At 74.4% G+C, this 15,538-nt stretch carries 1 protein-coding gene (only partly in view); it reads right to left on the bottom strand.

The genetic code is table 11. From position 1 onward, the window contains the following. Positions 1 to 15,538: the 5' portion of an SDR family NAD(P)-dependent oxidoreductase gene (locus tag ACN268_RS01405; RefSeq protein ID WP_421481342.1), read on the bottom strand. Its footprint begins 3,485 nt before the window's first position; 15,538 of the gene's 19,023 nt are visible here — the first part of the coding sequence; the start codon lies at positions 15,536 to 15,538; the stop codon falls past the left edge of the window.

The following is a 15,538-nucleotide window of genomic DNA, read 5'->3' as shown; positions in this document are numbered from 1 at the left end:
CGACGTCCCCGGCCCCGCCGACCAGCACGTACGTCCCGCCGTCGCGGAACACGGGACGGGTACCGGCGTCGTGCAGCGGTTGGAGCACCCGCCGGTACCAGCGGCCCGAGCGCACCGCGTAGTCGCCGGGCGTGGCGGCCGCGACCAGCGTCGGGTCGGCGGGGCCGACGTCGATGGCGCTGACCCGCCACCGCTCGCACTCGCGGCGGGTCGACTTCACCAGCCCGTGCGCGGCCGCCGCGACCGGGTCGACGACCGGTCCGTCCACCGCGGCAGCGGCCCGGGTGACCACGGTCAGCGTGAGGTCGCCCGCGCCACCGGGCCGGGTCTGCAGATGTCGGATCACCCGGAACAGGTGCAGGACGGCCGGCTCGCCGCCGGTGACGACCGCGTGCACCACGGCGGGTGTGGGCAGCGACTCCAGCGACGCGGAGGTGACCCGGTGCACGTCGGCGGCCGGGTAGTCGCCGTCGCCAAGCAGCCAGACGGTCCCGGTCGCCGGCAGGTGGGTTCCCAGGTCCGCGATCTGCCGCCAGCGCGGTGCGTAGCTGACCGCCGGCCCGCCGGCCCCGGCAACCGTCTCCGGCCGGGGGTCGGTCCAACACCGACGTCGCTCGAACGGGTAGGTGGGTAGCGGGATCAGGGTGCCGCCGGTGTCCGGCCAGTCGACGTCGGCGCCGGCCGTCCACCGGTCGGCCGCCGTGACGCCGTCGGGGTGGGCCAGCGCGGCGTGACCGGTGCCGTCGATCGCCGCGGTCAGGGCCGCGACGAGCGTCGCCCGGTCACCGGCGGTCACCGCCAGCCGCACGGTCATGGCGTCCCGGCCGTGCTGCAGCGTGTGCGCCACGTCCGCCAGTTCGACGTCGGTGTCCACGGCGGCACGCAGCGCCAGCGCGTAGCGGTGCAGCGCCTGCGCGGTGCGGGCCGACAGGGGGAACACCCACGGGCCGGTCGACGCCGTCGGGACGGCCGGGGCCGCCGGCTCCTCCACCACGACGTGGGCGTTGACCCCGCCGTACCCGAAGGAGCTGACCCCGGCGCGGCGGCGGCCGCCCGGCGGTCGGTGCCACGGCGTCGCCTCGCGGATCAGCTGGAACGGGCCGCCGTCCAGGCGCAGGTGCGGGTTCGGTTCGCCGAGCCCGGCCACCGGCGGCAGGACGCCGTGCCGCATCGCCAGCAGGACCTTGACCAGTCCGGCCACGCCCGCGGCGGACTCCAGATGGCCGATGTTCGCCTTGACCGCGCCGAGTGCGCAGAACGGGTCGTCGGGCAGCGGCCGGCCGTGCCGGCGTGCCAGTTCGTCGAAGGCCAGCCGCAGCCCGTTGACCTCGACCGGGTCGCCCAGCTCGGTGCCGGTGCCGTGGGTCTCCAGATATCCCACGGTGGCCGGATCGACGTCCGCCTCCGTGTAGGCGCGCACGATCATCGCGGCCTGTCCGGCCGGGTTGGGCGCGGTCAGCGACCGGGCCCGACCGCCGTGGTTGACCGCCGAGCCCAGCAGCAGCCCGCGGATCAGGTGCCGACCCGCCGCGCCGGCCCGGGTGAGCACGACCAGGCCCAGCCCCTCACCCCGGACGAAGCCGTCCGCCCGCGCGTCGAACGCCTGGCAGCGCCCGGACGGGCTGAGCATGCCGGTGCGGCTGAGCAGCACATGGTTGTGCGGCGACAGGATGAGGTTGACGCCTCCGGCCACCGCGACGTCACACTCCCCGGCGCGCAGCGCCGCAGCCGCACGGTGGATCGCCACCAGGGAGCTGGAACAGCCGGTGTTGACGGGCTCGCTCGGGCCGCGCAGATCCAGCAGGTAGGACACCCGGTTGACCAGGATGGAGTGCGCGGTCGCGGTGGCGGCGTACGCGTCGACGGGTCTGCCCGAGCGGCGGCGGATCTCGTCGTAGTCGCTGGACCCGACGCCGACGAACAGCCCGACCGGTCGACCGGCGAGGGTGCCCGGCGGCAGTCCGGCGTCCTCCAGCGCACTCCACACCCCCTCCAGCAGCAGGCGCTGCTGGGGGTCCATGCCGTCGGCCTCCTCCGGCGATATGCCGAAGAACAGCGGATCGAACCGGTCGACGTCGCCGATGAAGCCGCCGCGCCGGGCGTGTACGCCGTCGGGCAGGGACCGCCAGTCCCACCGGTCGGCGGGTACGTCGCTGACCAGGTCGGCACCGGCCACGATGTTGTTCCAGAAGGCGTCCAGGTCGGGGCTGCCGGGCAGTCGCGCGGCCAGGCCGATCACCGCGATGTGGTCGTCGGCTCCGGTCCGTCGCGCGGGCGCCGGCCGCCTGTCGGGCTGCGCCGTCTGCGGTACGGCCTGCGGGTACCTGTCGCGCAGCAGTGCGGCGTGGTCCCGCCCGAGCCGGGTGACCAGTGCGCGCAGGGTGGCGGTCTCGTAGAACAGGGCGGGCGTGACGTCGAAGCCGAAGGTGTCGTTGAGCCGCCCGGCGAGCAGGCTGTAGCTGACCGAGTCGAACCCGTACTCCCCGATCTCGGTGTCCAGGTCGAGATCCTCGACGGGGATTCCGGAGGCCGCCGCGGTGAGCGCCAGCAGTTCGGCGGTGAACGGGGCGTCGTCGGGTGCCGGGGCCTGCGCCGCGACCGGCCCGGGTGCCGGTGCCGGTTCGTCGACGGGTGCCGCGGCGGCGGCCACGATGACGTGCTGGAAGTTCCGGGAGGTCGGTGCCGGCCCGGGCACCGCCCGGACCTGGGCGTAGCCGGCTGCGCTGAGCACCGCGTCCCAGCCCGACACGCTCAGCAGCGGCGACCCGGGCAGGCGCAGCCGGGTGTCGGTGTGTGCCCACCAGCCGTCGAACAGTCCGTACGTGACGGTGGCGGCGAGGGTGACCGTGGTCAGCTCGTTGAGCAGCAGTTGCCCGTCGGAACGCAGCACGGCGCGCAGGTGCCGTGCCGCGCGGCTCACGTCCGAGGTGGCGTGCAGGACGTTCGCCCCGACCACGAGATCGAACCCGGCTGCGGGGAACCCCTGGGCGACCAGGTCGGTGTCGAGATCCAGCCGCTTGAACCGCACGAACGGGTACCGTCCGCCGAACTCGCGGCGACCGTGCGCCAGGAAGGCCACCGACAGGTCGGTGTACCAGTACTCCAGGTGCTCGCCGTGGGCGGCCAGGGCACGCAGCAGACCGGCGGTGGTGCCACCGGTGCCCGAGCCGACCTCCAGGATCCGGATCGGGTCATCGGGGCGCAGCCGTCCCCGGCGGTGGTCGACGTGTTCCAGCAGCCGTGCGGTGAGCAGGTCGTTGTACAGGTCGCTGATCGGGTTGCCCCGGTAGATCTGTTCCATGGCGGTGGTGCCCGAGGCGGGGAACAGCAGGTCGGTGGCGAGCAGCTCGCCGCGGAGCAGCTCCGGGTAGTGGTCGAGACAGCGACGCAGCAACGCGACGAAGACTGCGGAGTCGGGGTTCGCGGCGGCCAGCTCGTCGAGGCGCGCGCCGTGACCGCCGGCCAGAGCGTCGGCGAGCGCCGCCGGTTCGGGCCGGAACCGACCCTCGTGGACGGTGAGCGCACCGCCGTCGGCGAGCATGGTCAGCAGGGTGTGCAGCAGGCGCTCGTAGCGGGCGGTGACACCCACCCGGCGGGCGACCTCGGTCGCGTCCGGGTCGGGTCCGCGCCAGGCGTGCATCTCGTGCAGCAGGGCCAGCAGCGCGCTGCGGGCGATGGCGGTCAGCTGCCCGTCGACGGCGTGGAAGTCGTCGACGACCATCCGTTCGGCGTCGGTCAATCCGTCGGTGGCGGCCACGCCCGTTGTCGTCCCTTCGCTGGCGGTCATCCGCTCCCGTAACGCGGCGGTGCCGGGCACCACCACGAGTTGGGGAGCCGGTCGGCGCAACGCCTCGGTCAGCGTGCCGAAACCGGTTTCGGCGGTGATGGAGTGGAAACCGGCGGCGGTCAACTCGGCGCGGTGCCGGTCGGTGGCGACCGAACCGACCGTCCCCCAGAAGCCCCAGTTGATGGCCCGGACCGGGTACGGCAGACGCTCGTCGAGGGCGTGCGCGTAGGCGTCCAGGAAGGTGGAGCCGGCAGCGTAGTTGCCCAGGCCGGGCTCGCCGAGGAAGGACTGGGCGGAGGAGAAGAAGAGCAGGAAGTCGAGTTCCCGCGCGCCGATGGCGTCGATCAGGGCGGCGGCGACGCCGGACTTGGCACCCAGGCTCTCGACGAGGTCGTCGTCGGTGAGGTCGCGGACCAGCCGGGAGCGCTGGACCATCGCGGCGTGCATGATCCCGTGCACCGTGCCCGCCCGCTCCAGCACCGTGGCGAGTTGCCCGACGTCACGGGCGTCGGCACGCAGGTAGCGGATACCGTGCTCGGCCGCGAGGTCGGGTCGCTCCCGGCGGCCGACCAGCACCACCTCCGTGCCCCGGTCCGCCACGAGTTTCCGGGCGAGGGCCAGGCCGATCCCGCCGCCACCACCGACGATCAGGTAGCGGCCGCCACGGCGCAGCAGCTCGGGACCGCGTGGGGTGGGCGCCGGGCGCAGTGTCAGCCGGTGCGGGGTCGCCCCGGTGTAGGCGACCCGGGTGCCGCGCCGGACCGGGGCGAGCAGGCCGGCGGACACGTGGGCCGGGTCGACGTCGACAGCCGCGACCGACCAGCCCGGATGTTCGTTCTCCAGTACCCGGGTGAGGCCGAGGACCCCGGCCACGTAGGGGTCCGTGAGCTGCCGTCCGGGCGGGGCGGCCGCACCGACGGTGACCACGATCCAGTGCAGCTCGGGCAGGTGCGCCCAGCGACGGGCGTAGGCGGCCAGCGCGCGTACCCCGGCCGCCTCGCCGTCGGCGACCCGCGCGGTCTCGGTGCCGACGGCGGGTGCCGACCCGGTGAGCAGGTAGATCACTCCCGGGTCGCCGGTGACGCTGCCGCCGAGTTCGACGAGCTGCGCGCCGGGGTGCCTGGCGGCCAGGCCGGTCGCCAGCCTCTTGCGCCCGGGCGCGTAGAGCACCAGAACGGGCCCCTGCGTGGGCACCGGCTCGGGGCTGGCGCACACCTCCCACGACGGAACGTCGGCGTCGCACGGCACCGGCTCCCGGTGTCGGGCCGCCCCGTCGGCCCCGGCCGCACCGCCCGTGCCGGCGGCACCGCTCGCGTCGACGGCACGGCTGGTGTCGACGGCAACGGTCGCGTCGACGGCACCGGCCGCGTCGGTGTCCGTCCCGACCCAGCACCGCACCCGCGCGAACGGGTAGCCGGGCAGGGCGACCTTGTGTGCCCGCCGGTCGCGGTGCAGCGCCCGCCAGTCCGGGGCGGCACCGGTCACCCAGGCCGCGGCCAGGGTGTCCGGGTCGGTCGACGCGGGCGCGGTGGCCGGCGTCGTGGCGCGGCCCCGGTGGACCCGCGACCCGTCACCGGTCAGGAAGGCCCGCAGCGCCGCCCGCAGTTCCTCGACGTCGGTGGCCACCACGGCCAGCCGCTCGACCATCGCGTCGCGCCCCACCTGGGTGGTGTAGGCGACGTCCGCGAGCGGGATGCCGCCGCCCAGCGCCCGCGCCACCGCGGCCAGGCTGGACTGGGCGTCCATCCGTGGCACCCGTCCGTCGCTGCGGGCGGCCACCGCCTGCATGAGCCGACGCAGATCGTCCGCGTCCAGACCCAGGTCCTCGAAGGAGGCGTCCGGGTCGGCGTCGCTGAGCCCGGCCGCGTCGGCCAGCTCCGTCAGCCGGTCCCCGGCGGGCAGTTCGGTGTACCGCTCGGCGAGCAGGCGCAGGGCCTGCGGGGTACGTGCGGACAGCAGCACCACCTGCGGCCCGGTGCCTGTCTCCGGGGCGGGTTGCGGGTACTCCTCGACGATGACGTGGGCGTTGCTGCCCCCGGCGCCGAAAGCGCTGATCCCGGCCCGCCGGGGCAGGCCATCCGGGCTGTGCCACCGTTCGGTCTGCTGTTGGACGCTGAGCGGCGAGTGCTCCCAGTCGATCGCCTCGTTCGCCGGGCGCGCGTGCAGCGAGGGCACCAGGGTGCGGTGCCGCAGTTGCAGCAGCACCTTGGTGAACGCGGCGATCCCGGCGGCGGATTCCAGGTGGCCGATGCCCGACTTCACCGAGCCGAGCCGGGTGGTCCCGGTGTCGAAGACCTGGCTGAGGGCGGAGATCTCCACCGGATCGCCGAGGGCGGTGCCGGTGCCGTGCGCCTCGACGTAGCTCACCGTGGCCGGGTCGACCCCGGCCCGGCGTAGCGCCTGCCTGAGCACGTCGGCCTGTGCCGACGGGTTCGGGACGAAGAATCCGCTGGCGCGTCCACCGTGGTTGATCGCGCTGCCCTTGATCACCGCGAGCACCCGGTCCCCGTCCGCCACGGCGTCCGCGAGGGGTTTCAGGACGACGACACCGACACCCTCACCCGGGACGTACCCGTCGCCGCCGGCGCCGAAGGCCCGGCACCGCCCGTCCGACGAGACGAACCCGACCTGACTCAGGTGCAGGTACTTGTACGGGTGGACGATCAGGTTCACCCCGCCGGCCAGGGCCAGCCCGCTCTCCCCGGAGCGGAGGCTCTCGCAGGCCAGGTGCAGCGCCGTCAGCGAGGACGAGCACATGGTGTCCACCGCGAGGCTGGGGCCACGCGCGTCGAGGAAGTAGGAGACCCGGTTGGCGACCGACGACGCGAACGACGTCGGCAGCACCGGTAGCCGGTCCTCGGCGCCGAGGCCGAGCATCTGGTACTGGGTGAACATGACACCGGCGAACACGCCCACTCCTCGGCCGGCGACGGCCGTGCGGGTGATCCCGGCATCCTCCAACGCGTGCCACGCCACCTGCAGGAACAGCCGCTCCTGCGGGTCCATGCCCTCGGCCTCGCGCGGCGTGATGCGGAAGAACGCGGGGTCGAACTCGTCGATCCCGTCCAGGAATCCACCCCACTTGCTGTACGAACGCCCGGCGGCCGGCTCCGGGGCGAAGAAGCCGTCCAGCCGCCAGCGCTGCTGCGGGATCTCGGTGACGCAGTCGCGTCCGTCGAGCAGGTTCGCCCAGAACCGGTCGAGGTCCGCAGCCATCGGGTAGCGGCCCGCCACGCCGATCACGGCGATGTCCCGGTCGGACGACCCGGATCCGCCCACGGCGGCCCGGTCAGGTTCCCCGGACGTCGACGGGCGGGCGGCACGCGAGCCGTCCGTGGGCGGTGCCGCGGTCGTGACCGCCGAGGGGGTGGCGGGCTCGCGCAGGCCCAGTGCCCGACGGGCCTGGTCGGGTCGGCCGTGCAGCACGACGATCTCGGTGCCCCGACGGTCCCGGATCGCGTCGAGGACCGCGAGACCCGTCCCGGTCGGCAGGGGCGTCTGCCCCTGGCGGCGGAACACCGCCCCGGTGGCCGGGTCGGTGCGCATGCCCCCGTCCGCCCACAGCGGCCAGGCGACCGAGGTGAGCCCGTGCTCGCGTGCGTAGGCGTCGACGAAGGCGTTCGCCGCCGCGTAGTCAGCCTGCCCGACGTTGCCCGCCACCCCGGTCACCGAGGAGAACGCGACGAAGAAGTCCAGGTCGAGGTGCCGGGTCGCCTCGTGCAACAGCACCGTGCCGCGCACCTTCGGTGCCAGCACCGCCGACAGGTCGTCCGGGGACTTCCCCGCGAGCAGGCCGTCGCGCAGGACACCCGCGGCGTGCACCACGCCGTCGAGCCGGCCGTGCCGGGCGATGATCCCGTCGACCAGCCGCCGCACGTCGGCGGCCACGGTGACGTCGGCGCGGACGAACTCGGCGGCCGGCGACTCCCGCGCCGGGTTACGTCCGGCGAGCACGACGGTGGCGCCCCGCGACGTGAGGGACGTGGCGAGCGCCCGGCCCAGGCCACCGGCCCCACCGGTGATCAGGTAGACGCCGCCGGGCCGCAGCGGTTGCCCGTCGCCGGGGGTCACGTCCCGGTAGCGGCGCACGAACCGGCCGGCCTCGTGCCGGACCCAGGTCTCACCGTGATCGGCCAGCTCGGCGAGCACGGCCTGCGGATCGGGGTCGCCCGCGCACTCCACCGCGGTCACCGCGAGGCGCGGTTGTTCGAGTCGGATGGTGCGGGCCATGCCCGCCACCGCCGCGGCCACCAGGGGCTGCGCCACGTGCACGACGGGCACCGGGGCGGCCAGCAACACCTGGGCGATCGCCAGCATCTCCCGGCACGCGGTCTCCACCGCCGCCGGGAGGTCGTCGCCGACCGGCGGTCCGACGTGCACGACCGCCCCGGGGGCGGTGGGCAGGCTGGCCAGCAGGGTCTGCAGGTCGGCCCGGTCACCGGGGCGGAGTTCGTACTCGCGGTCGCCGCAGCGCCGGAAGGCCGGGCCGCGCCGGACGACGATCTGGTCGGGCCGCAGCGGGGCAGCGCCGATGACGACCAGCGGTCCGATCGACGGCACGTCCGGCCGGACCGCAGCGCACCACTCGCCTGTCACGTACGCGGTGCCGTCCGGGACGTCGTCGCGCGGTCCCGGTGTCGTCCCGGACGGCGGAGCGGCCGGGACGAGGCCGGCCAGGTGCTCCGCGACCGCGTCGACGGTGGGGTATTCGAACAGCAACGTCGGATAGAGCGTGATGCCCCACCGCTGCTCGAAGGAACGGACCAGCGACAGCAGGTGCGTCGACTCCAGGCCGAGGTCGTAGAAGCCGCAGTCGGTCTCGACGTGCAGGTCCGGGTCACCGGCAGCCTGCCGGACCATGGCGATGATCTCAGCGTGCAGCGAGCCGTCCGTTCCGGACGCGGCGGTGGTCACGGGAGGTGCCGTCGCGGTCGCCGGGGTGGTGAGCCGGGTGATCGCCTCGGTGGACCGGACCCGCTTGAAGACCAGGTCGCTGAAGCGGGCGGACAGCACGCCCGATGCGTCGTACAGATCGATGTCCGCCCTGACGATGTCGGCGGCCGGTCCCGCCGGGGCCAGCCGGACCGCGACGGTGCACCTGTCACCGAGGGGTCGGGTCGCCCGGAACTCCCCGATGTGCAGCGGGATCAGGGGCCGTGCGTCGGCGTCGGCACCGGCGAAGGCCAGCGCGTACGCCTGCATGGTGGATCCGTCGAGCAGTGCGGGGTGCAGCATGAAGTCGTCCACCGTGGCTTGTGCCCCGGTGCCGAGCGCGAGTTGCGTCACCACCGTGTCCGCCTCGACCCGCAGCGTGCCGTGGCAGCGCATGAAGGCCCGGTGTTCGACTCCGACGGACCTGCCGGTCGCGTAGACCTCGCCGATGTCGCGCGGCGCGGCGGCTCCCGCCGGTGGCGCCGACCCGGTCAGGGCCGGCAGCCCGGTACGGACGGTGGCCCGGAGGTGGGTGGTCGGGTCGTCGGCCGCGACACCGTCCACGACCCGCCGGCTGGTGGCGGTGACCCGCACGACCTCGCCGTCCGGTTCCAGCGCGACCGTGACCTCCCGGTCTACGTCCCCGCCGGTGGTCAGCGGGCTGACGAAGAGGACGTCGCTGAGCCCGACACCGCCCGGCTCGATGCCGCACCCGTCGAGCAGGCGGTACACGATGTCGAGGAAGGTCACCCCGGGCAGGGTGCGGACCCCGTGGACCCGGTGGTCGTCGACGATCGGGTGGTTCCCGATCACCCGCAGACGGCAGCTGACGGTTGGAAGGTCCACCCGGCCGCCTGCCGGCGGGGACGGCCCGAGGGCGGGGGTCGGTGCGTGCGCGGCGGTGACGGTCAGGTCCAGTCGCGCCGGTCGGACCGGGGTGGCGACGGGGTGGGCCGGGATCGTCCGGGTCGCGGTGCCGCGGGGCCAGAACCGACGACGCCGGTACGTGGGCGGCGCGAGCGGAGCCCGACCGGTTCCTTCGGGTGCGCCGGGGCCGAGCACGACGTGGGCGTTGGTGCCGCCGAATCCGAACGCGCTGACCGCGACGCGGCTGCCGGCGGGCAACTGCGTCGTCGTGCGCGCCGGGAAGAACGGCGACTCGGCGAACGCGAAGCGTGGGTTGGGCCGCTCGCAGTGCAGGGTCGGGGCGATCAGCCCGTACCGCAGCGTCTGCACCGCCTTGATGAATCCGGCGATTCCTGCAGCGCTGAGCAGGTGACCCATCGAACTCTTGACACTGCCGATGCCGCAGTAGGCCCGGTCGTCGGTGTGTCGCCGGTAGACGGCGGTCAGCGCCTGCAACTCGATCGGGTCGCCGATCATGGTGCCCGTGCCGTGCGCCTCGACGTACCCGATGGTGCGCGCGTCGATCCCGCCGCGGGCCAGCACCTCGGTGATCAGGGCCCGCTGGGCGGGACCGCTGGGGGTGGTGTGACCCATCGTCCGTCCGTCGTTGTTGACGCCTGACGACTCGATGACCGCCAGGACCCGGTCGCCGTCGCGGTGCGCGTCGTCGAGCCGCTTGAGCAGCACCAGCCCGGCGCCCTCGCCCGGAACGAACCCGTCGGCGGACTCGTCGAAGGTGCGGCACCGTCCGGTCGGCGACAGCGCGTTGCCGGCGCTGAGCATGAGGTACGGCTCCTCGTCGAGCAGCAGGTCGACACCGCCGGCCAGGGCCAGCTCGGACTCGCCCAGCAGCAGGCTCTGCACCGCCAGGTGCACGCTGACCAGCGCCGACGAGCACGCGCTGTCGACCACGAGGTTCGGGCCGGTCAGGTCGAGAAAGTGCGACACGTGCGCCGCGATGTAGTTCTGGTTGATCCCGATGATGGACTCGCGGGTCAGCGGGCGCAGGTAGGTGCGGTGGTTGCCGGTCCGGCTGCCGACGAAGACGCCGACCCGGCGGCCGTGCAGCTCCTCGTCGGTGTATCCGGCGTCACGGACACACTCGACGGCGACCTCCAGCGTCTTGCGCACCAGCGGGTCGAGCTGCCGTGCCGTCTCGTCGTCGAAGCCGAAGTAGGCCGGGTCGAACAGGGCCGCGTCGTCGAGGAAGCCGCCCCACCGGCTCTGGCTGAGCCCTGGGCCGCCACCCGGCCGGTAGAGTGCCGTGACGTCCCACCGGTCCGGCGGCACGTCGCCGACCATGTCCCGCCCGGCGAGCAGCGCCTGCCACAGTTGCCCCGGGTCGGCGGCACCGGGCAGCCGGCAACCCATCCCGATCACCGCGATCCGCACCGGCGTGCCGGGCGGGACGGGCGTCGGTGCGGGCACCACGGCCGGACGGGCCGCCGGGGGGTGCGTGCTCCGGGTGGTGAGGGCCCGGCCGAGCCCGGCCAGCGTCGGATGTTCCTGGAGCAGGCTGGGGTCCACGGCGTCGTGGACCGCCACCTCGAGGTCGCGGACCAGTTCGGCCATGAGCAGCGAGTCCACGCCCAGGTCGACGAGGTTCGTCTCGGGTCGCAGAAGGGACCGTTCGGTACGGGTCGTCCGGGCCACCACGTCGAGCAGCCAGTCGATGTCGTCCGGCCTCGGCTCGTCCCCCGGGTCGAGGACCGGTGCCGTCTCCCCCGGGTCGAGGACCGGTGCCGGCTGCGGCGGGGCGGCGGGGCGGGGCGCGCGGAGGAACTCGTCGGCCGGTACGCCCGTACGACGGGTCAGGCAGGGCAACAGGACCGGCTCGTCCGGTACCCGCAGCGCCAGGTCGAACAGGCGTAGCGCCTCCGCCTCGCCCAGGTCGGGGATGCCGAGGTCGCTCCCGGCGCTGGTGTGCCGCTCCCCCATTCCGATGCCCCGCCAGAGCGGGAACCGTAGCGACCGGACCAGGCACCGGGGTTCGTCGGCGTGCGCCTCGGCGAAGTCGTCGAGGACGCCGTTGGCGGCGGCGTAGTCGAGGTGCCCGCCGGCCAGTCGGGGAGACGAGGCGGCGATCGACGAGAACAGCACCAGCAGCCGCGGCAGCCGGTCACCGAACGCCGCCCAGAGCGTCTCGACGGCGAGCTTCGGCCGGAGCACGTCGGCTGTCTCGTCCCGGGTCCGGGCCAGGAACGACTGGGGCGCGTGCATCACCCCCGCGCAGTGCAGGACCGTGGTGAGGTCGCCTGCGGTGCCCCGCACCCGGTTCATCAGTCGACGCAGCGACGTCACGTCGTCCAGCGGATGGGTGTGGACGGAGAGCGTCACGCCCCGGTCGGTGAGCGCCAGCAGTCGGGTCAGGCGGGCGCGCAGCAGCGGATCGGTCGATTCGGCGGCGGCGAGGGACACCCAACGCCTGCGGACGGGCAGCGGGGAGCGACCGATCAGGACGAGGTGTCGCGCGCCGCGATCGGCCAGGTGGGCGGCGAGGCGCAGGCCGATCGCGCCGGTGCCCCCGGTGATCAGGACGGCACCGTCGTCCAGGTTGGCCAGCGGGTCGGGGTCGGTGGGTCGGGCGAATCCGACCGTGCGGCGCTGCCGTCGGGAGCCGACGTACCGGATCTCGGTCTCGCGGTCGTCGGCCGCGCGCTCGGCGGTGACGGCGGCGGCCAGGTCGCTCCGGTCGCCGTCGACCCGGACGGTGCGGGAGACGACCATGGGCAGCTCTCCGGAGAGGGCACGGTAGAAGCCGGCCAGCACCGACCGGCGGGCACCGCTGACGTGCAGGCAGCGCAGTCCGGTACGCGGAAGCCGGCCGAGCACCTCACGCAGCAGCTCGATCCGCTCGGTGACCAGCGCGCCCGGCTCGCTCCAGTCGACCAGGTCGGCGAGCCCGGTCAGGCCGTCCACGGCGGGCAACGGGTCACCGGGCCGGTGTGCGACGGCGTCGTCGCCGAACAGGGCCGGTGCCAGGTCCGGGTCCGTCGTGACGACCAGGAGGCGGCCCCGCGGGGCGGGCGTGGGCGGTGGCGCGTCCCGCCAGAGCGCGGTCAGGAACTCGGGCGTCGCGGTGGGCGCGGCCCAGTGCTGGTCCCGGCGGAACGGGTAGGTCGGCAGGGAGACCACTGGTGCGGCGGGCACCGGGCCTTCGACCGGGGCGTCACCGGCGGGCGGCCCGGCCTCCAGGACGGCGGCGAGTCCGTCCGCCAACTCGCCGAGGTCAGCCGCCGCGACGGCGACCCGGCAGGCCAGCGCGGCGCGCCCGGTGCGCATCGTCCGGGCGATCGAGGCCAACGGGGGTGCCTGGGGCGACCGGACCACGTCCAGCAGCGCGGCGACCGCTTCCCGCAGGGCCTGCGGGGTACGGGCCGACACCGGCACCGTCACCCGGCCGGTGGGCGGCGCGTCGGCGGTGGGCGGTGCCTCCTCCAGGACCACGTGGGCGTTCGTGCCGCCCATCCCGAACGAGCTGACGCCGGCCCGGCGGGGGCCGCCGCCGGGCGGGGGCTCCCAGGCGGCGCGGTGCACCTGGAGGCGTAGTGGCGATCCGGCCAGGTCGATCATCCGGTTGGTCCGGCGGACGTTGCGGGTGGCGGGGAGGGTCCGGTGGTGCATCGCCAGGATGACCTTGATCATTCCGGCGATGCCGGCGGCCGACTCCAGGTGACCGATGTTGGTCTTGACGGAGCCGATCCCGCAGTGCGGTAGCTGCGGCATCGGGTGCGGGCTGCGGGCGTACAACCGGCGGAAGGCCGTCACCATGGCCGAGACCTCGATCGGGTCGCCCAGCCGGGTGCCGGTGCCGTGTGCCTCCAGGTAGCCGACGGTCGTGGGGTCGACGCCGGCCGCGGTGTACGCGCTGACCAGCAGATCGGCCTGGGCGTCCGGGTTGGGCGCGGTGAACGACTGGGCCTGGCCGCCGTGGTTGACCGCGACCTCGCGGATCACCGCGTGCACCCGGTCCCCGTCGGCGAGGGCCCGGTCGAGGGGCTTGAGCAGCAGCGCGCACGCTCCCTCGCCGCGGACGTAGCCGTCGGCGGCGTCGTCGAACGTGTGGCACCGCCCCCGCGGGCTCAGTACGCCGGCCCGCTGGTACGCGGCGTGCCGTCCCGGGTCGCACAGGACGTTCACCCCGCCGGCGAATGCCTGGTCGCAGATGCCGGCCCGCAGCGCCGCGACGGCGTTGGCGACCGCGACCAGCGACGACGAGCAGAGCGTGTCCACGGCGACGCTCGGGCCGCGCAGACCCAGGGCGTAGGAGACACGGTTGGCCACCAGCGACGGTGAGACCGCCACACTCAGGTGCGGCTCGTCGCGCCCGGCGTGTTCGGCCAGCACGGCGGCGTAGTCGGAGTGGCACACGCCGGTGTAGACGCCGGTCCGGCTGCCCGCCAGCGTGCTGGGGTCCTGTCCGGCGTCCTCGGCCGTCGCCCAGGTCACCTCGAGCATGAGCCGCTGCTGCGGGTCCATGAGCGCGGCCTCACGGGGGCTGACGGCGAAGAACTCGTGGTCGAAGCGGCGGATGTCGTCGAGCAGCGCCGCCCGCCCCACCAGTCCGGGATGGGCGGCGGTGTCCCAGCGGTCGGTCGGGATGTCGCGGATCGCGTCCTCGTCCCGGCCGAGCAGGTCCCACAGTTCCGCGACGCCCGCCGCGCCGGGGAAGCGCCCCGCCATGCCGATCACCGCGATCGGAGCCGCGGTCTGCGGCTGCGGCACGGCCGTGACGGCGGCGATCGGCTCCGGATCGCGGTCCTCGCCGCGGATCACCCGCCCCATGGCGGCGGCGGTGAATGCCTGGAACATGGCGCTGGGATCGATCCGCAGACCGTGCTCGCCCTCAGCCAGCGCCACGACCTCGGCCAGCGCGACACTGTCCAGGCCGTACCGGCGTAGGTCGTCGTCGGCGGCCAGGGTGCCGGCGGGCCGGTCCAACGCCCGTTCGAGCAGCGGCAGCAGCAGCGCGTCCAGGTCGGTCGTGTCGGGGCCGGTGTCCGCCGGCGGGGCGGTCGTGTCGGGGCCGGCGTCCGCCGGCGGGGCGGGGGCACCGGTGGCGGCGACGTGGTCGCCCCAGAGGGCACCGAACACGCTGCTACCGCGGAGCACCTTCACGGTCTCGATGCGGGCCAGCGGCCTGCCGTCCCGCTCACGTAGCAGGGTCGAGGCCAGCACCACCCGGTGGCCGTGTTCCCACCGGAGGTCGTCGAGCCGGTACCGCACCGCGTCCTCGGCACCGCAGTTCGCCAGGTACATGATGTCGCGGCTGACGGTGGCGGCGGCCGTGGCCCACTCGCCGCCGGGTGCCAGCGAGTGCAGGTACCGGCGCTCGCCGTGGTCGTTGATGTGCGGGTACGACGCGAAGTAGAGCAGGCCGAGGGCGTTGACGTCCACGACCGGGTTGAGTTCGTAACGCTCGGTGTGCAGGCCGGAGCCACCCGCTTCCCGCCCACCGTGCGTCTGGAAGTCGTGCAGGAAGTCGAGCTGGTCGGCGGTCGGCTCGCGCACCGGCAGGCAGCCGGGCACCTGTGGCACGCCGGGGACCAGCCAGTTGCGGTCCGAACGGCGGACGAAGACGGTGAGCAACCGGACGTCGACGTGCGCCGTCCCGGTGGTGAAGCGGATGTCGGACAGGAAACGGCGGTCGTCCAGCCTGGTCAGTTGGCCGGTCATCTCGCCCTCGTCCAGCTCGGCGAACGAGGCGAAGGAGGCGCTCGCGGTGTGCCGGACCCGGACGAAGGCGGGGAGCAGTCGCGTGCCGTCGGAGTCGGCGAGCTTGGTCACCGAGGTGCCGAAGTGCTCGCCGATCAGGGACCAGTGCAGGTCGCCGCACTCGCGTAACAGCCAGTTCTCGGAGAGACCGCCGGTGGCGAGCGTCGGCAGGCCCAGGATGACGTGTCGGGCCGTCAT

Origin of the sequence: Micromonospora sp. WMMD735, assembly GCF_049178995.1 — a bacterium.
Lineage (GTDB): Bacteria > Actinomycetota > Actinomycetes > Mycobacteriales > Micromonosporaceae > Micromonospora > Micromonospora wenchangensis.
This window is presented reverse-complemented; position numbering and strand designations above follow the sequence as displayed.